The sequence below is a fragment of the Micromonospora antibiotica genome (assembly GCF_017599305.1).
GTDB classification, from domain to species: Bacteria; Actinomycetota; Actinomycetes; order Mycobacteriales; family Micromonosporaceae; genus Micromonospora; species Micromonospora antibiotica.
Genome location: NZ_JAGFWR010000019.1, coordinates 39,453 through 57,041 on the forward strand (window position 1 = coordinate 39,453; position 17,589 = coordinate 57,041).

The following is a 17,589-nucleotide window of genomic DNA, read 5'->3' on the forward strand; positions in this document are numbered from 1 at the left end:
CGGTCAGGCGGTGCGGGCGGACAGCGGCCGGACGTCCCACACCCACACGTCGAGTTCCCGGCGGGCGGGGCCGACCAACTGCTCGACGGTCCGGCGCAACGGCTCCGCGTTGTGCTGACGCAACGGCAGCACCAGCACGGCGGCGTTCCAGTGCCGCAGCTCGTCCAGGCTGCGCCGGCGCTGCCGGTCGTCCAGTTTGGTGGTACGCCCGGTGGTGGCCACCTCGTCGAGGAGCTGCCCGATGCCGCTGGGCCGCCCGCCGAACCGCCCCGGGTCACCGGTGTTGCCGTTGCGCGGGGCGAGGAAGTAGCCACCGGGGATCTTGAAGTCCAGGTTGGTGGCCGCCGCCCAGCGCATCCCGTGGGTGTTGCCCATGCTGGGCACGGGCACCGGCACCAGGGTCTGCCCGGGGCCGACGTACTCCCGCCAGCGGTCGGCGGTGATGAAGTCCGGCACCGGCGGGCGGGAGGTCACCTTCAGCGGCATCGGCACGATCGGCAGCAGGGCCAGCACCAGGGCGGCCACCGTGACGGTCTTGGCGTGCTGCCACTGTGCGCCGCGCAGCGTCCAGGCCCGCTGCACGGCCAGCGCCAGCAGCATGCCGATCACCACGGAGGTGATCAGCGCGAACCGGGTGGGCACCACCGCGTCCAGCAGCGGCAACCGCACCAGCAGCTCCCACGGCCCGGTGACCAGGTCCCGCCCCCACCAGGAGATCCGCTCGCCGAGGGAGAGCAGCGCGAAGAACGCGCCGGTGACGGCGAGCGCCCGGACGAGGCGTTCGCGGCGCAGCCAGAGCACGATGCCGACGGCGATCAGCGACAGGCTCCAGCCGAAGAAGGCGTTCTCCTCGGAGTAGTTCGGGGCCAGATTGACGTTGGCCCGTTCGTTGCCGCCGAAGGTGGGCGAGCCGGGGGCGAAGAAGGCGGCGATGTCGTTGCCGTAGTCCTGCACCGCGTCGCTGAGCCCGTGGTAGGCCATCGGCCCGGCGAACTGGATGTAGAGCGGGTACGCCAGCAGCGCCCCGGCCAGCACCGCGCACGCGGCCACCCCCTTGGCCAGGGGCCGCCACGCCGCCGACCACAGCGCCGGCCGCTGGGCCACCATGGCGATCAGGAAGATGCCGCAGGCCAGGGCGGTGAAGAGCAGGATCTCCTCGTTGATGAACGCCTGCCCGGTGACCAGCACGGCGAGCAGCAGGCCGTCGCGCAGCGGCCGGGTGGAACGGGTCAGCACCATCACCCGCCACACGATGAACGGCAGCAGGAACTGGCTGATGATGTTGGGGTGCCAGTTGGCGTGCGAGAGCATCGCCGGGGAGAACCCGCAGAACCAGCCGCCGACCGCCGCGGCGAGCCGCCGCCGCACCAGGTGCCGGGACAGCACGTGGTACCAGGCGGCGGCGGTGCCGGCGAGGCCGAGGGTGACCAGCACCACGAAGGACACCGCCGGCCCGAACAGCAGGGTGACCGGCACCATCGGGATGCCCAGCGCCAGCACCGCCGTGTTGGCCATCAGGTTGACGCCGTCGGGGAAGTTGAACTGGTCGGTGTAGAACGGGAACTCCCCGTGCAGCACCACCCGCACCGAGTGGGCCAGGAAGAACTGCACCTGCGCCGGGTCGCTGCTGTAGAGCGAGGCCACCCGGCCGGCCGGGTCGGCCCAGATCCGGCTGGTCACCCAGAGCGCGACGAGCAGGAAGATGCCGTACACCACCAGGTCCTTGCGGCGGGCGGTCCAGCGCCAGCGCCGCCACCACGCGGCCGGCGTCGCGCCGTCACCGTCCGTGTCCGCCGCCCCCCGCTCCGGTACGCCCACCGTCGCCGTGCCGTCGCCGTCGACTTCCGACCCGTCGGCTGCCCCGACGGGCGCGGCCTCCACCGGTGGCGCGTCGACCGGCGTCGCCTCGACGGTCCGGTCCACGGGTGCCGGCACTCCGGTGATACGCAGGTCGGCAGGGGTGGTACGGGTCACGGGTGGGGGCGCTGTCGCGGTGGCCGTCGTGCCGCGGGCAGGGCCCTCGGAGTCGTCGGGGGCCGGTGCGGAGGCGCCACGGGGCTCGGCAGACGTCACAGTCGGCGGAGTCTACCGGAGCCGGGAAAAAGCCCGAAATTCACTCTGGTGTCCCTTGTGGTCATCGGGGACACGGCTGCGGGGCGTCACCGGGCGTTGCGTACCATGTGGGCTTCCGACAACGACGGCGACGCGATCGGGGGCGTAGGGATGGCTTCGGTTCGCCGTCGTGGCACGACTGTCGCCGTGCTGCTCGGCCTGCTGCTGGCGGTCCCGGCGTGCGGCCCGGTCGCCGAGCGTCAGGCCCGCGAGCTGCGGGTCGGCTACGACAGCCTGGACGGCACCCGCGCGGTGTGGCCGCCCCGCGGGTCGCTCGCCGGGGACGCCACGGCGACGTCGGCGGTGACCGAGGCGGTCCGTGCCTGGCGCTCCCCGATCGACGACCGCGCCCACCTGCCGTCGTCGGGCATCCTGTGGTCGGGTGCGGTCGACGGCGTCCCGCTGGCCCTGGTCGCGGCCGACGTGCCCGGGGAGAGCGCCTCCTGGCTGCTTCAGCTCACCGGTCGCGACGGCCGGTACGAGGTGACCCGGGCCAGCGAGTACACCGACCCGGGTTACCTGGTCTACGCCGACGTGCTCCCGCTGCACCTGCCCGACGGCCGGCGTTACCTGACCTCCGGCCGGGTGGAACGCCTGCTCGGCCCGGACGGTCGGGCGCTGCTGCTGACCGACGGGCTGACCGGCGCGGTCAAGGTGCCCGAGTGCCGGGCGGTGCCGGTGACGGCCACCCTGCGGGCCACCGAGTCGCTGCCCCGGGGGCGGGCCGCCGACCGCCTGCTCGACCTGGGCGTCGCCACCGCCGACCCGAGGTACCCCCTGGTCCGCGACGACACCGGCTCCGGCCGGCGGGCCCTCGACGGGCTGGACACCTGCATGCTCGCCGACGAGCAGGGCCCGTTCGGGAGCATCCCGCGCCGCATCGGCGACCGGGACGCACCCCGGTCGGTGCCCGAGTCGTGGCCGATGGAGAAGGTGGCCGTCCGGGCGATCGGCGAGATGATGCTGGGCGGCGGAGCCGACCCCGGTGACCTGGAGCAGCTGACCTGGGAGACCGACGCGGGGACGATGACCGCGGTGGTCTACCGCCCGGCCGGCGACGGCACACCGGTGGTCTCCCCCGCCGACCGGTCCAACCCGCTCCAGACGTACGTCCTGCCGGTGCCGGGGCAGCCGCTGGTGGTGCTGACCTGGCGGGGCAACCGGGACGCGTCCCTGTCGGTGCCGCCCGGCACCCCCCGCCTGGTGGACCGCCCCGGCCTGGTGGTCGTCCCGCTGCCCGCCGCCCGCCAGACCTTCAGCCTGGCCACCGCCGAAAAAACCTACTACCGCTCCGCCGGCGGCCGCTGACCCCGCCCCACCCCGCCCCACCCCGGCCCGCCCTCCCTCTCGCCCCGACTCCCCCGCTCGCCCCGGTGATCAAGAGGTTTGCGTCACGGTGGCCGCCGCAGGTGACGCAAACCTCTTGATCACCGGGGTCGGCGGCGGCGAGCGGGCGGGCAGGCAGGCGGGCGGGCGGGGGCGGGGCGCGGGAGAGAGACGACGCAGGGGCGGTCACGGCGGTGCCGTGACCGCCCCTGCGGGGTCGGGGTGGGTCAGTTGGGGGTGGTGTCGCGGGCGGGGAGGCGGACGGTTTCCACCGTGGGGGCGTCGCCGTCCAGGCCGGAGATCCAGCCGGTGACGTCGCGGGCCACGTCCTGCGCGGTCAACCGCAGGTCGGCCAGGATCTGCGCCCGGGTACCGTGCGGGTGCCAGTCGGCCGGTACGCCCAGGTCGCGCAGCGGCACCCGGACGTCGGCGTCGCGCAGCGCCTGGCCCAACGCGTCACCGACACCACCGATGCGGACGCCGTCCTCGACGCTGACCACGAGGCGGTGCCCGGCGGCCAGCTCGACCAGCTCGGCCGGCACCGGACGCACCCAGCGCGGGTCGACCACGGTGACGCCGTAGCCCTGCTCGGCCAGCCGGGACGCCACCTCCATCCCGAGCAGCCCGAACGAGCCGACCGCCACCAGCAGCACGTCGGTACGGGCCGACTCGGCCAGCACGTCGACCGGGCCGACCCGGCGGATGGCCGGCAGGTCGGCGGCGACGGTGCCGGTGGGGAACCTGACGATGGTGGGCCCGTCGTCGACGGCGATCGCCTCGCGCAGCTCCTCGCGGAGGCTGGCGGAGTCGCGGGGGGCGGCGATCCGCAGCCCCGGCACCACCCCGAAGACCGACATGTCCCAGATGCCGTAGTGGCTCGGTCCGTCCGGCCCGGTGATGCCGGCGCGGTCCAGCACGAACGTCACCGGCAGCTTGTGCATCGCCACGTCCAGCAGGACCTGGTCGAAGGCGCGGTTGAGGAAGGTCGCGTAGACCGCCACCACCGGGTGCAGGCCGCCCATCGCCAGGCCGGCCGCGGAGGTGGCCGCGTGCTGCTCGGCGATGCCCACGTCGTACACCCGGTGGGGGTGCTTGCGGGCCAGGGTGGCGATGCCGGTGGGCTCGGCCATCGCGGCGGTGATCCCCACCACGTCGGGCCGTTCGTCGGCGATGGCGACCAGCTCGTCGGCGAAGACCTGGGTCCACTTCACCGACGGGGCGGCGAGCAGCTTGCCGGTCTCGGCGTCGAACGCGCCCGGACCGTGCAGGCAGTCCGCCTCGTCCTCCTCGGCCGGGCGGTAGCCGTAGCCCTTGCGGGTCACCGCGTGCACGATCACCGGGCCGCCGAAGTTCTTGGCCGCGCGCAGCGCCGACTCGACGGCGGCGATGTCGTGCCCGTCGACCGGGCCGACGTACTTGATGCCGAGGTCCTCGAACATCGCCTGCGGGGCGACCGCGTCCTTGATGCCCTTCTTGACCGCGTGCAGCACCTCGTACATCGGCTTGCCGACGAACGGGGTGTTGCCGAGGGCGTCCTTGACCGTGTCGAGGACCTTCTCGTAGCCGGGGTTGAGCCGCAGCGACGACAGGTGGTCGGCCAGGCCGCCGATGGTCGGCGAGTAGGAGCGGCCGTTGTCGTTGACCACGATGACCAGCCGGTTGCCGGCGGTGGCGATGTTGTTCAGCGCCTCCCAGCACATGCCGCCGGTGAGCGCGCCGTCGCCGACCACGGCGACCACGCTGCGCTGCTCGCCACGCAGGGCGTACGCCTTGGCCAGCCCGTCGGCGTAGGACAGGGCGGTGGAGGCGTGCGAGTTCTCGATCAGGTCGTGCTCGCTCTCGGCCTGGCTGGGGTAGCCGGACAGGCCACCGCGCTGGCGGAGCTTGTCGAAGCCGTCCTGCCGGCCGGTGAGGATCTTGTGCACGTACGACTGGTGGCCGGTGTCGAACAGGAGCCGGTCGCGCGGGGAGTCGAAGACCCGGTGCATGGCCAGGGTCAGCTCCACCACCCCCAGGTTGGGGCCGACGTGCCCACCCGTGCGGGAGACCTTGGCGATCAGGAAGTCACGGATCTCGGCGGCGAGGATGTCCAGCTGTTCGCCGGTCATCCGCTTCACGTCCTGCGGACCACGCACGGTGCCCAGCAGCCGGCCGTGGTGGGCCGTGTCCTCGTCAACACTCATGACGAGAGAGTCTATCGGCCGTCGCACACTCCGCAGTGCGGCCGTGGATCATCGCTGGTGGGGGCCCGGATCAGCCCCGCACGACCAGTCGACGCGGCGGGAGCGTCCCGGTCACCCCGGCCGGCGGCCCGGACGGGGTCCAGGACCCCAGTACGGCCGCCCGGCGGGCCCCGGTCACCGAGGGCAGCGCCCCCGGCAGGCCGTGCCAGGACAGCCAGCCCAGCAGGGCGAACGCGTACGCCTCCCGGGCCTGGGCGGGCACCCCCAGCTCGTCGGTGGTCCGCAGCGTCCAGCGGCCGTCGCCGAGGGCGGCCAGCCGACCCCACAGGGTCGGGTTACGGACCCCGCCACCGGCGGCCACCAGCTCGGTCACCCGGTGCCGCCGGCAGGCGTCGACCACGGTCCGGGCGGTCAGCTCGGTCAGCGTGGCGAACACGTCGTCGCGGGCGACCGGTTCCCCGAGCGCCGCCAGCCGGTCGTCGAGGTAGCCGGGGTGGAACAGCTCCTTGCCGGTGGACTTGGGCGGTGGTGCCGCGTAGTAGGGCTCGGCGAGCAGCAGCGCCAGCAGCCCGGGGTGCACCCGGCCGGCCGCCGCCCGTACCCCGTCGACGTCGCAGGGCCGGTCGAGGAACCGGCGGGCCGCCGCGTCGAGCAGGGCGTTGGCCGGGCCCACGTCGTACCCGAGCACGGGTGCGTCCGGGGCGACCACGGTGAGGTTGGCGATGCCGCCCAGGTTGAGCGCCGCCCGCACCCCGCCGCCGGGTCGCCCGCCCAGGTCACCGCGCGCCCCGGCCGGGTCGTCGGGGGCGAGCAGCAGGGCGTCGAAGGCGGGGACCAGCGGGGCGCCCTGGCCACCGGCGGCGACGTCCGCCGACCGCAGGTCCGACAGCACGGGTACGCCCACCCGGGCGGCGACCCGGGCCGGCGCACCGAGCTGGAGGGTGCCGTGCACGGTGCCGCCGTCGACCCAGTGGAAGACCGTCTGCCCGGGGGAGACGACGACGTCGGCCCGCCCGCCGGCCAGCGCGACGCCGAGTGCGGCGGCGTCGGCGAACACCGCACCGAGGGCGTTGTCGAGCCGGCAGACCGCCTCGACCGTGGTCGGGTTCGGCGGCAGCACCGCCCCGATCCGCTCCCGCAACTCCGCGTCGTAGCCCAACTCCCGGTGCCCCAACGCCCGCATCCACAGCGTCTGCCCGACGGCGGTGAACTCGGCGGCGACCACGTCCACCCCGTCGTACGAGGTGCCCGACATGAGCCCGACGATCCTCATCGGGCCAGGTTAGTCAGCGGGCGGCGGCAGGAACAGGCCGACCAGTTCGACGTGCTGGGTCATCGGGAACAGGTCGTAGCCGCGCAGGGCGGCGAGCCGCCAGCCGGCCCGGGTGAAGGTGCGCACGTCCCGGGCGAAGGCGGCCGGGTCGCAGGCCACGTAGGCGATCGCCCGGGGGTCGGCGGCGATCATGTCCCGGACCACCGCCGCGCCCGCACCGGTACGCGGCGGATCGAGCACCACCAGGTCGACCGGGCCGGTGATCCGGCGGCGGGCCAACGCGGTCTCCACCCGGGCGGCGACCACCTCGACCCGGGACAGGTCGGCCAGGTTGCGCCGGGCGGCGGCGACCCCCTCGGCGGCGGACTCGACCACGGTGACCCGGGCGTCCGGGCCGACCCGGGCGGCGAGCGCGCCGGCGAACAGGCCCGCCCCGCCGTACAGGTCCCAGGCGGACTCGCCGGGCTGCGGGGCGAGCAGGTCGAGGACCGCGTCGACCAGGGTGTCGGCGGCGGCCGGGTGCACCTGCCAGAACCCGCCGGCCGGCAGCGTCCAGTTCCGACCGGCGGCGACCTCCCGTACCGTCGCCGGTCCGTCGACCTCGGCCGCCGGCCCACCCGGGACGTCGACGGTCGTAGCCGGCTGGCCGGGCAGGTCGACCAGGGTGGGCACCCCGTCGGTCAGGGCGGTGACCACGACGTCGCCGCCGGTCGAGGCGACGACCTCCACCGACTCGGCCGTCGGCCAGGGCCGACCGAGCAGCGGCAGTTCCTGGATCGCCGGGTGGGCGATCAGGCAGCGGTCGATCGGCACCACCTCGTGCGAGCGGTGCTTGAGCAGCCCGGCCCGGCCGGCGGCGTCGACCGCGTAGCGGACCCGGGAGCGCCAGCCCAGCGGGCCGCCGGGCAACGGCTCCACGGTGACCCGCAGCCCGTCGATCTCGGCGTCGGTGAGCCCGCCCAGCCGGGTGAGCTGCTCACGGACCACTGCCGTCTTCCAGCCGAGCTGGGCGGCCGGGGCCACGTGTTGCAGGTCGCAACCACCACAACCGCCCGGCCGGGCGTACGGGCAGGGCGGGGTGACCCGCTCCGGTGCAGCCGCGACGATCTCGACGGCGTCGGCGCGGGCGAAGCCCCGGTGCAGCTCGGTCACCTCGGCGATCACCCGCTCACCGGGCAACGCGTGCCGGACGAAGACCACCTGGCCGTCGACCCGGGCCACGCAGTGCCCACCGGGGGCGACCGCGTCGACTGTCAACTCGACCCGCTCGGCCTCCTCCAGCCCGGGCCGCCGCTCCGCCCCGGACCCACCGGCCCCGACCGCCGACCGACCCACCTCGGACCCGGCCACCTCGGACCGTCCCGCCTCGGACCCGGCTGCCTCGGGCAGGGCCGGGCCGGAACGGGCGGTGGTCGCGGAACGGGTGGGGCGGGATCGGGCGGTCACGGGCGGTCTCCGGTCGACGGGTCGGGCTCGCCCGACGGGACGGCGCTCACCGGCGGGGCGGGCGGCGGCAGGGTGCTGCGCGGCGCGACCCGGGGACCCCGGGCGGGGGTACGGCTCAACGTCTCGTCCAGCCGGTCGAGGTTCTTGGTCGCGGTGGACGCCAACTGCCAGGGCACACTGGTCACCATCACGCCCGGCTCGAAGAGCAGCCGGCCCTTGAGCCGCAGCGCGCTCTGGTTGTGCAGCAGGTTCTCCCACCAGTGGCCCACGACGTACTCGGGGATGAAGACGGTGACCACGTCGCGGGGCGACTCCCGGCGGGTGTTCGCCACGAAGTTCAGGATCGGCCTGGTGATCTCCCGGTACGGCGAGTCGACCACGGTCAGCGGCACCGGCACTTCCCGCCGCTCCCACTCCTGCTGGAGCTGCCGGGTGTCCTTCTCGTCCACGTTGACGGTGACCGCGGTCAGCGTGTCCGGCCGGGTGGCACGGGCGTACGCGATGGCCCGCAGGGTCGGCTGGTGCAGCTTGCTGACCAGCACGATGGCGTGGTTGCGGGCGGGCAGCACCCCGCGCACCTCGGTCGGTTCCAGCTCGGCGGCGATCCGGTCGTAGTGCCGGCGGATGGCCAGCATCAGCACGTAGATCACCGCCATCGCGGCGATGGCGATCCACGCGCCGAGCAGGAACTTGGTGATCAGCACGATGACCAGGACGGTGCCGGTCATCGCCATGCCGAACGCGTTGATCGCCCGGGAGCGGAACATCCGGCGGCGGGCCTGCGGGTCACGCTCGGTGCGCAGGTGCCGGTTCCAGTGCCGGATCATGCCGGCCTGGGAGAGCGTGAACGAGACGAAGACGCCGACGATGTAGAGCTGGATCAGCCGGGTCACCTCGGCCTGGAAACCGACGATCAGCACGATCGCGAAGACGGCGAGGAAGACGATGCCGTTGGAGAACGCCAGCCGGTCGCCCCGGGTGTGCAGTTGCCGGGGCAGGTAGCGGTCCTGGGCGAGGATCGAACCGAGCACCGGGAAGCCGTTGAACGCGGTGTTCGCGGCCAGGAAGAGGATCAGCGCGGTCATCCCGGCGACCACGTAGAGCAGCACCGACCCGCCACCGAAGACGGTCTCGCCGAGCTGGGTGGTGACGGTCTTCTGCACGTACCCGTCGGGGCCGGAGAGGATCTGCGTGTTCGGGTCCTCGACGAACTGCAGGCCGGTCAGCCGGGCCAGCCAGATGATGCCGACCAGCATGGACACCGAGATCGTGCCGAGCAGCAGCAGGGTGGTGGCCGCGTTGCGGCTCTTCGGGGCCTTGAACGCCGGCACCCCGTTGGAGATCGCCTCGACCCCGGTCAGCGCGGCGCAGCCGGAGGAGAAGGTCCGCAGCAGCAGGAAGATCAGCGCGAAGCCGGTCACGCTGTGCTCGGCCTGGATCTCCAGCCCGGCGCTGGGGGCGCGCAGGTCGTCGCCGAGGATGAAGTACCGGACCAGCCCGGTGAGGATCATGCCGCCGATGACGATCACGAAGCCGTACGTCGGGATGGCGAACGCGGTGCCGGACTCACGCAGCCCACGCAGGTTCATCGCGGTCAACAGCACCACCGCGGTCACCGCGATCAACACCTTGTGGGTGGCCACGAAGGGCACCACCGAACCGAGGTTGGCCACCCCGGAGGAGACCGACACGGCGACGGTCAGCACATAGTCGACAAGCAGCGCGCTGCCCACCGCCAGCCCCGCCCGGGGACCCAGGTTGACCGTGGCCACCTCGTAGTCGCCGCCGCCGGAGGGGTACGCGTGCACGTTCTGCCGGTAGCTGGCCACCACGGTCAGCATGACCACGACCACCGCGAGGGCGATCCACGGGGAGAACAGGAACGCCGACGCCCCGGCGATGGAGAGGGTCAGCAGGATCTCGTCGGGGGCGTACGCGACGCTGGACAGCGCGTCGGAGGCGAAGACCGGCAGGGCGATGCGCTTGGGCAGCAGGGTGTGTTGGAGCCGGTCGGACCGGAACGGTCGACCGACGAGGAGTCGCTTCAGCAGCGAGGTGGGACTGGCCACAAGCGCTAAGGGTACGACCACCGGATGGTGGTCGCCGGGGGGTGCCTGATCCCGCTCCCACGCCCCGGCGCGGTACGGTTCGGTCCCCCGTCGGCGGGGTGGACGTGGCAGGCTCGCAGACGACAGTCGCCGGACGCAGGCGCACCTTGGGAGGGACACCGTGCACGTCGTGATCATGGGCTGTGGGCGGGTCGGCTCGACGCTGGCCCAGAGCCTGGAGTCCCGGGGGCACTCGGTGGCGGTGATCGACCACGACGCCGACGCGTTCCGCCGCCTCGGCCCCGACTTCGCCGGGATCACCGTCACCGGTGCCGGCTTCGACGGCGAGGTGCTGCGCCAGGCCGGCATCGAGCGGGCGGACGCCTTCGCCGCCGTCTCCAGCGGCGACAACTCCAACATCATCTCGGCCCGGCTGGCCCGCGAGACGTTCGGCGTCTCCCGGGTCGCGGCCCGGATCTACGACCAGCGCCGGGCCCAGGTCTACGAGCGGCTCGGCATCCCCACCGTCGCCACCGTCCGCTGGACGGCCGACCGGATGCTGCGCCACCTGGTCCCCGAGGGCAACGTGGAGATCTTCCGGGACCCGACCAGCACCGTGTCGATCATCGAGGTGCCGGTGCACAAGGACTGGATCGGTCGACCGCTGAGCCAACTGGAGCAGACGGCGGGGACCAGGGTGGCGTACCTGACCCGGTTCGGCATCGGCATGCTGCCCACCGCCTCCAGCGTCGTACAGGAGGGTGACCAGCTCTACGTGCTGGTCACCGACGACATCGCCGCCTCGGTCACCGCGGTGGCCGCGACGCCGCCCGAAGGAGGGCACTGAGCCATGCGGATCGCCATCGCGGGCGCCGGCAACGTGGGCCGGTCGATCGCCCAGGAGCTGATCGACAACGGCCACCAGGTGATGCTGATCGAACGGCAGCCGCGGATGCTGCGCCCGGACCGGGTGCCCACCGCCGACTGGGTGCTGGCTGACGCCTGCGAGCTGGCCAGCCTGGAGGAGGCGAACGTCGCGGGCTGCGACGTGGTGGTCGCCGCCACCGGTGACGACAAGGTCAACCTGGTGGTGTCCCTGCTGGCCAAGACCGAGTTCGCGGTGCCCCGGGTGGTGGCCCGGGTCAACCGGGCCGAGAACGAGTGGTTGTTCACCGAGCAGTGGGGCGTCGACGTGGCGGTCAGCAAGCCCCGGGTGATGGCCGCGCTGGTCGAGGAGGCGGTCACCGTCGGCGACCTGGTCCGGTTGATGACGTTCCGGCAGGGCGAGGCGAACCTGGTGGAGATCACCCTGCCGCCGACCGCGCCCTACGTCGGCCAGCCGATCCACGCCGTGCCGCTCCCCCGGGACGCCGCGCTGGTGGCGATCCTGCGCGGTAAGCGGGTGCTGGTGCCCAGCCCCGACGACCCGATCGAGGCCGGCGACGAGCTGATCTTCGTGTGCACCGCCCAGGTGGAGGACGACGTGCGCGGGGTGATCCTCGGCCCGGACAGCGTGGAACGGACCCGGGGCGCGACCTGAGCGCTGCCGGTCAGCTGCCCGGCAGCGGCGTCGGGGCGTTCTCCCGGGTCACCCGGCGCACCGTCCAGACCGTGATCAGCAGCAGCAGCGCGTACGGCGGGTAGCCCAGGGCGAGCCGGGCCACCCCCAGCGCGGTGTCCTGGTGGGCCAGGTAGAGCCCGGCCTGCACCCCGACCTTGGCCAGCCACACCACTCCCCAGAGCACGGTGAGCTGGGTGAAGGTGCGCACCAGCCGGGGGTCGTCGCGCCACTCGGAGCGCCCCTTGGCGACCAGCACCGACCAGATCCACCCCACCAGGGGTTGCCGGATCACCGCGGAGAGCAGCAGGGCGATGCCGTAGCCGATGCCGTAGAGGATGCCCGGGAGGTAGAAGTCCCGTTCGTCCCCGGTACGCCAGGCGATGGCCGCCCCGATGCCCACGCCGAAGAGCCCGTTGACGGCGTGCCGGACCGGACGGCGTTGGACCAGCCGGACCACCGCGATCAGCAGCGCCACCCCGACCGAGGCGATCACCGCCGGCCGCAGCTCCCCGACCACGTTGGCCAGCACGAAGACCACCACCGGGATGCTGGACTCGACCAGCCCGCGCCAGCCGCCCAACTGGTCGGCCATCTGCTCGGCGAGGCTGGGCAGCCGTTCGTCGTCCGCCGGGGTGGTCTGCGGCTCGGTGGCCGGGGGCTGTCCTGTCGTCACTTCGGCGACTCCAGCTCGTAGTACGGGTTGTAGATGACCTTGCGGTCGTCCCGGACGGCCACCCGGCCCCGGGCGGTGAGGTGCCGGCCCGGCTCGATGCCGGCGATGTGCCGTCGACCCAGCCAGACCAGGGTGACCACGTCACTGCCGTCGTAGAGGTCCGCCTCCAGGGTGGGCAGGTTGGTGCGCGGCGTGTAGACCACCGTGCGGAGCCGCCCGGCGACCGAGACCACCTGCCCCCGCATGCACTGCCGGGCCAGCACGCCACCGGATTCGGCGCTCTCCCGGCGCAGCTCCTGCGCCTCGATCTCGGCCTCGCTGGCGGTGAACCGGCGCAGGATGTCCCGCAGTGACTTCCTGCTCTCGTCGGTCGACATGACCTCCGCGTCACCCTCTCCAGGTGGACCGGTCGGCACCGGCGCTGCTCCGACCCCGGGCGGGACCGTGCCGCCAGCGTACGCCGATCGGGCCCCGACGGCGTCGGTGCGGTGTGCCGGTCCCGGCCCGAAGCCCGGGCCCACCCGACCGAGTCCCACCCGACCGACGACCACCCGGTCGACGATGGCCCGGTCCGAAGCCGGACAGCGGTCCGGGCCGGGTGCGGCCACCCTCGGGTGACGGCCTCCGGCCCGGACGGGGTCGCTCAGCTCTCGCTCGGGGCCTCGGCGGCCTGGTCGGCCATCTCCCGGGGCAACCGCAGCGGCAGCGGCTCACGGACCGGCTTCGCCTCCTGCCCCCGGTCGACCACCAGGCCGTCCAGGCAGGTGGCGAGCGGGCCGGCCGCGGCCGGGTCGGTGGCGACCGCGCCCTGGTAGACACCCCGGACCATCCAGCGCGGCCCGTCGATGCCGACGAAACGCAGGTCGGTCGGCCCGTCCGGGGTACGCACCCGGGCGTGCAACTCGACGCCGTACTCGCCCCGGGTCTCCTGGACGGTGGCGCCGTCACCGACCAGCGACTGCCGGATCTCCTCGCGCACCTCGTCCCAGATGCCCTCGGAGCGGGGCGCGGCGAAGACACCGAGCTGGAGGGCGTTGTCGCCGTTCACCAGCACGACCTGCTGGACGACGCCCTGCGGGTCGGCCTGCACCCGCACCTCGACCCCGGGCACCGCCGGGATGTGCAGGCTGCCCAGATCGAGCCGCTGCACGTCGTCCGGTGCCTCGGCGAGGTCGTACGGGCCACGGGCCGGGCCCGCCGCCTCGTACGAGTCGAGGACGTCGGCCCGCTGGTCACGGGCGTGCCGCCCACCGTCGGCCCGCTTTCGGGAGAAGATCACTGCGCCCACCCTCCGCTGTTCGCACTCACCCTGCCACCTCTTCCGTCCGTTCGCCCGCCCGGTCGGGGCCCTCGGGCCCGGCCGGGCCACCGGGCGGGGGCACGAGCCCGGCATGGCCGCCGGTCGACCCGTGCCCGCCGGTCCCCCGTCGGGACCCGGGCAGCACCGCCACCGGCTGGAAATCGGCCCGCTCCACCCGCTGGACAACGAGTTGCGCGATGCGATCGCCACGGGAGATCTTCGCCGGTGCGCCCCGATCGTGGTTGATCAGGTTGACCAGGATCTCACCCCGGTAGCCGGCGTCGACCGTACCGGGCGCGTTGAGCACCGTCACGCCGAGCCTGGCGGCCAGCCCGGAGCGCGGGTGGACCAGACCGACGTAGCCCTCCGGCAGGGCCAGCGCCACGCCGGTGGGGACCAGGGCCCGGCCACCCGGGGGCAGCTCGACGTCCGCGGCGGCCACCAGGTCGGCGCCGGCGTCACCGGGATGGGCGTACGCGGGCAGCGGCAGCTCCGGATCGAGCTGCCGTACGGGCACGGGTACGACGTGGGTCACGTTCTGCCTCTTCCGTCGGCGTTCACGGGGTGCCCCTGCCATCCTGCCGGGTCGACCGGCCGTCGTGTTCCGTACCCTTCGAGTGTGAGCCTGTCGCCTTCCCCGTCGTCGTCGACGCCGCGCGCCGCGGCCGCCCCGACGTACTCCGAGCGGCTCGGCCTGCCGTGGTGGTGCTGGCTGGCCGGGCTCGCCCTGGCCGGGTTCGCCGCCGCCGAGCTGTGGATGGGTGCCGGTGGGGTGCGGTCCTGGCTGCCGTTCGTGCTGCTGCTGCCGGCAGTCCTGGCCGGGCTGTGGTGGCTGGGCCGGGTCCGGGTCGCGGTCGACGGCGGTGAGCTGTGGGTCGACGACGCCCACCTGCCCGTGCGGTACGTCGCCGACGCCGTCGCGCTCGACGCCGAGGGCCGGCGCGAGGTACTCGGGGTGGGTGCGGACCCGCTGGCCTTCGTGGTGCAGCGACCGTGGATCGGCGGCGCGGTGCAGGTGGTGCTCGACGATCCGGCCGACCCGACCCCGTTCTGGGTGGTGAGTTCCCGCCGGCCGACCGAGCTGGCCGCCGCCCTGCTGGCCGCCCGCGACGCGGCCTGAACGCCGCCGGCCCCGCCACTGCGCCGCTCCCGGCAGACCTTCCCGCCCGTGGTCAGGGTCGACCGCTCCTTCGCGGGTGCAGCGGGCGGGTCAAGGCGGGGTGGGTCAGGGCAGCAGGGTGGGTCAGGGCAGCAGGGCGGGTCAGGGCAGCAGGGCGGGGTGGGTCAAGGCAGGGCGGGGCGCCCGCCGGGGGGCAGCTCCCGGCGCTGCTTGCGCAGGTCCCGCCGGAGCTGGTCGGCCAGGGAGCGGGTGGCCCGACGGTTGAGGTAGCTGGCGACGGCGGCCCCGGTGAGGAACGGGCCCAGCGTGGTCAGGTTGCGGCCGAAACGCTTGAGCAGGGTGTCCCGTAGTTCCTTGCGGGCGGCGGTACCGAGCACGGCACCCACCCCGGCGCCCGGCACCATCGGGTTGATTCCCCGCTGGCTGGCCCAGGACTGGAGCAGGGCGACGGTCCTGGGGGTCGTGCCGGTGGGCAGCGGCGCCCCGTAGATCTCGTGCAGCTCGCCGATCAGCTTCAGCTCGATCGACACCACGGCCACCGTCTCGGCGGCGAGCAGCACCGGCGCGGAGAGCAGGGTCGGCGCGACGGCCCACTCCACCGCGGCGACGCCGCCGCCGGCCGCACCCACCCCGGCGGTGGCCCGGGCGGCGTTGCGGACGAGCCGGTCGGCGAGCGCCTCGTCGTCCAGACCGGGGAAGTGCAGCCGCAGGGTGGCCAGGTCCCGGACCGGGACGTGCGGCGCGACGTCGGCGACCGTGTCGGCCATCCAACGTAGCGCCGACCGCGGCTTGAACAGGTCGCCCAGCCCTCGACCACGGGCCTGCCCGACCAGTCGGGTGAGCAGTTGCCGGCGGCGGGCGGGCGCGATGTCGTCGGCGGTCAGCGCCGCCACCGTCGCGCCCAACTCGTCGCCGGGCCGGGCAGCCGGGTCAGCCCCGGCGGTCCGGTCCTCGGGTACGGCGACGGGCGGCCCGGCGTCGGACAGCGACCCGTCCGGGTCGGACTCGCCATGCCGCTCGCCGTGCTCGTTCATCTGCCTGCCCTCCCGAGGTCCCACCGGTTCCGGTGGACGCCGGTACGAGTCAAGCAGCAACCCGCCGTGTGCGCACGGCGGCTCGGGCAGCGGCGGCCCCGCGAGGAGGCCGCCGCCGGTGGGGTGGGTACTCAGACGCACTCACGGCAGATCAGGTCGCCGTTGCGCTCGACTGCCAACTGGCTGCGGTGATGCACCAGGAAGCAGCGCCCACATCGGAACTCGTCCTGCTGCATCGGGAGGACCTTCACGGTCAGCTCCTCGTCGGCCAGGTCGGCGCCGGGCAGCTCAAAGCTCTCGGCCACCTCGGCCTCGTCGACGTCCACGGCACCCGACTGTGAGTCGACCCGCCGGGCCTTGAGCTCTTCCAGGCTGTCCTCGCCGAGGTCGACCTCGTCGCGACGCGGGGCGTCGTAGTCGGTGGCCATCGGTTTCACTCTCCCATATCGATGTTGTCGCTTCCGGTTGTAACGCCGGGCGACGCTGTTTCGGTTCCCACTGGCCGGCCACCAATGTGTGTCGGTCGCCCCACCCGACGGCCTCTGGATCGAGGTCTCCGGGGCAAGCACCGACGAGCGCGGTACCTTACCCCCTCCCAGGCGAGGCATGTATACCGCCCTCGCGGCAGAGATGTACGCCCCAGGGACCCAAGATGTTCCCAATGTGACTCAGGCGACACGAAGATAGGGGTAGTAGTACCCCGTTCCCGGTTGGCGCGCCGGCATGTCGGACTGTTTCCACGCGACTGCCGGACAACCGTTAACCTCAGCGGCGTACTCGACGGCCGACGACACCGCCCGCCGACGGCGTCCGCCGCCACCACCACCTCACTGTCCGGGGAGCGCCCAGATGAGTTTTGCGCGAGTGCGAGCACTCGTTGTCGTCGGACTGCTGGCGGCCGTCGCCCTGGTCTTCGTCGTCGTCGCCGTGGTCCGCGACACCCAGGGCAGCGGGGCCAACGCCAGGGGATGCCCCGAGGGCTGGCCGTTGGCCGACCTGTCCCTGCGCACCTACCAGGATGTCAAGATCAACATCTTGAACGGCACCGGCGAGCCGGGCCTGGCCAGCAGCGTGGGCGACGACTTCCGGAACCGGAAGTTCCAGGTCAAGAAGGAGGGCAACGCCGCGCACTTCGACGGCGTCGCGCTGCTGCGCTTCGGCCCCAAGGGTGTCGGCTCCGCGCACCTGCTGCGCGCCTTCTTCCTCGACAACGCCGAACGCGACTACGACGCGAAGCGCCAGGACGACACGGTCGACGTGGTGCTGGGCGACGGCTTCCAGCAGCTGGCCACCACCACCGAGGTCAACCAGTCCCTCGGCGACCTAGGTGCGCCGACCGCGCCGGAGGGCTCCTGCCCGATGCCGGTCGAGAACAAGTAACCGACCACCGGTCAGCGCCAGGTGACCACCCGGTGGTCGGGGACGACCGGCCGACCGGTGGTCGGGAACCAGTAACCGACCACCGGTCGAGAACAGGTAACCGACCCCGGTCGGGGACGACCGACCGCCGGGC

15 protein-coding genes and 1 pseudogene are annotated in these 17,589 nt (G+C 73.6%); 5 read left to right on the forward strand and 11 right to left on the reverse strand.

The features are described from left to right. Positions 1–3 precede the first annotated feature (3 nt). The gene (locus tag JQN83_RS24595) at positions 4–1,923 is read right to left on the reverse strand and encodes a hypothetical protein (protein WP_372444121.1); all 1,920 of its coding nucleotides are present in this window, start codon (positions 1,921–1,923) and stop codon (positions 4–6) included. A gap of 300 nt (positions 1,924–2,223) precedes the next feature. Here JQN83_RS24595 and JQN83_RS24600 point away from each other — a divergent pair, with 300 nt between their 5' ends. After that, positions 2,224–3,420, forward strand: a complete 1,197-nt coding sequence (locus JQN83_RS24600) for a hypothetical protein (protein ID WP_208569528.1) — start codon at positions 2,224–2,226, stop codon at positions 3,418–3,420. A 229-nt stretch (positions 3,421–3,649) separates the two neighbouring features. On the opposite strand, the pseudogene dxs reads toward JQN83_RS24600, so the two are convergent. The 4 genes and pseudogenes from dxs to JQN83_RS24620 all read right to left on the reverse strand — a co-directional run. Then, positions 3,650–5,621, reverse strand: a pseudogene (gene dxs, locus JQN83_RS24605) (1-deoxy-D-xylulose-5-phosphate synthase); the annotation flags it as partial. Positions 5,622–5,691: 70 nt separating this feature from the next. Beyond that, complete coding sequence (locus tag JQN83_RS24610; protein ID WP_208569530.1) at positions 5,692–6,894, reverse strand: anhydro-N-acetylmuramic acid kinase; 1,203 nt, start codon at positions 6,892–6,894, stop codon at positions 5,692–5,694. A 9-nt stretch (positions 6,895–6,903) separates the two neighbouring features. Beyond that, positions 6,904–8,229 (reverse strand): class I SAM-dependent RNA methyltransferase, encoded by a 1,326-nt coding sequence (locus JQN83_RS24615; RefSeq protein WP_372444122.1) that lies wholly within the window; start codon positions 8,227–8,229, stop codon positions 6,904–6,906. 107 nt (positions 8,230–8,336) lie between these two features. Beyond that, positions 8,337–10,409, reverse strand: a complete 2,073-nt coding sequence (locus JQN83_RS24620; protein WP_208569531.1) for an APC family permease — start codon at positions 10,407–10,409, stop codon at positions 8,337–8,339. A gap of 160 nt (positions 10,410–10,569) precedes the next feature. Between JQN83_RS24620 and JQN83_RS24625 the strand changes: the two genes are divergently transcribed. After that, positions 10,570–11,235, forward strand: a complete 666-nt coding sequence (locus tag JQN83_RS24625) for a potassium channel family protein (protein WP_208569532.1) — start codon at positions 10,570–10,572, stop codon at positions 11,233–11,235. Between the two features lie 3 nt (positions 11,236–11,238). Continuing rightward, entirely contained in the window at positions 11,239–11,928 is a 690-nt protein-coding gene (locus tag JQN83_RS24630; RefSeq protein WP_208569533.1) for a potassium channel family protein, read from the forward strand. A gap of 10 nt (positions 11,929–11,938) precedes the next feature. On the opposite strand, the gene JQN83_RS24635 is transcribed toward JQN83_RS24630, so the two are convergent. From JQN83_RS24635 to dut, 4 genes are all read right to left on the reverse strand, one after another. Next, positions 11,939–12,622, reverse strand: coding sequence for a DUF3159 domain-containing protein (locus JQN83_RS24635; RefSeq protein WP_208569534.1), 684 nt, complete (start codon positions 12,620–12,622; stop codon positions 11,939–11,941). Then, positions 12,619–12,999, reverse strand: a complete 381-nt coding sequence (locus JQN83_RS24640) for an OB-fold nucleic acid binding domain-containing protein (protein WP_208569535.1) — start codon at positions 12,997–12,999, stop codon at positions 12,619–12,621. Before JQN83_RS24640 ends, JQN83_RS24635 begins: the two co-directional genes overlap by 4 nt. Before the next feature lie 266 nt (positions 13,000–13,265). Further along, positions 13,266–13,901 carry a DUF3710 domain-containing protein gene (locus tag JQN83_RS24645; RefSeq protein ID WP_208569536.1) on the reverse strand — a complete coding sequence of 212 codons (636 nt, stop codon included), beginning with the start codon at positions 13,899–13,901 and terminating at the stop codon, positions 13,266–13,268. Between the two features lie 25 nt (positions 13,902–13,926). Further along, the gene (gene dut / locus JQN83_RS24650) at positions 13,927–14,499 is read right to left on the reverse strand and encodes a dUTP diphosphatase (RefSeq protein WP_372444119.1); all 573 of its coding nucleotides are present in this window, start codon (positions 14,497–14,499) and stop codon (positions 13,927–13,929) included. Between the two features lie 48 nt (positions 14,500–14,547). Between dut and JQN83_RS24655 the strand changes: the two genes are divergently transcribed. Further along, positions 14,548–15,042: a DUF3093 domain-containing protein gene (locus tag JQN83_RS24655; protein WP_208569583.1), complete on the forward strand. Its 495-nt coding sequence runs from the start codon at positions 14,548–14,550 to the stop codon at positions 15,040–15,042. Positions 15,043–15,206: 164 nt separating this feature from the next. Here the strand turns inward: JQN83_RS24655 and JQN83_RS24660 are convergent, their stop codons facing one another. Both JQN83_RS24660 and JQN83_RS24665 read right to left on the reverse strand, forming a co-directional pair. Next, positions 15,207–16,076, reverse strand: a complete 870-nt coding sequence (locus JQN83_RS24660) for a hypothetical protein (RefSeq protein ID WP_244253119.1) — start codon at positions 16,074–16,076, stop codon at positions 15,207–15,209. Positions 16,077–16,207: 131 nt separating this feature from the next. Further along, positions 16,208–16,504, reverse strand: a complete 297-nt coding sequence (locus JQN83_RS24665; protein WP_067315205.1) for a DUF4193 domain-containing protein — start codon at positions 16,502–16,504, stop codon at positions 16,208–16,210. Between the two features lie 436 nt (positions 16,505–16,940). Here JQN83_RS24665 and JQN83_RS24670 point away from each other — a divergent pair, with 436 nt between their 5' ends. Next, complete coding sequence (locus JQN83_RS24670) at positions 16,941–17,456, forward strand: LytR C-terminal domain-containing protein (protein WP_208569585.1); 516 nt, start codon at positions 16,941–16,943, stop codon at positions 17,454–17,456. The last annotated feature ends 133 nt before the right edge of the window (positions 17,457–17,589 follow it).

What these genes read in the sequence shown, in the direction of transcription:
- JQN83_RS24630 (WP_208569533.1), top strand. Translation starts at nt 11,239, where the DNA reads ATGCGGATCGCCATCGCGGGCGCCGGCAACGTGGGCCGGTCGATCGCC.
- JQN83_RS24600 (WP_208569528.1), top strand. Translation starts at nt 2,224, where the DNA reads ATGGCTTCGGTTCGCCGTCGTGGCACGACTGTCGCCGTGCTGCTCGGC.
- JQN83_RS24660 (WP_244253119.1), bottom strand. Translation starts at nt 16,076, where the DNA reads ATGAACGAGCACGGCGAGCGGCATGGCGAGTCCGACCCGGACGGGTCG.
- JQN83_RS24665 (WP_067315205.1), bottom strand. Translation starts at nt 16,504, where the DNA reads ATGGCCACCGACTACGACGCCCCGCGTCGCGACGAGGTCGACCTCGGC.
- JQN83_RS24610 (WP_208569530.1), bottom strand. Translation starts at nt 6,894, where the DNA reads ATGAGGATCGTCGGGCTCATGTCGGGCACCTCGTACGACGGGGTGGAC.
- dut (WP_372444119.1), bottom strand. Translation starts at nt 14,499, where the DNA reads ATGGCAGGGGCACCCCGTGAACGCCGACGGAAGAGGCAGAACGTGACC.
- JQN83_RS24640 (WP_208569535.1), bottom strand. Translation starts at nt 12,999, where the DNA reads ATGTCGACCGACGAGAGCAGGAAGTCACTGCGGGACATCCTGCGCCGG.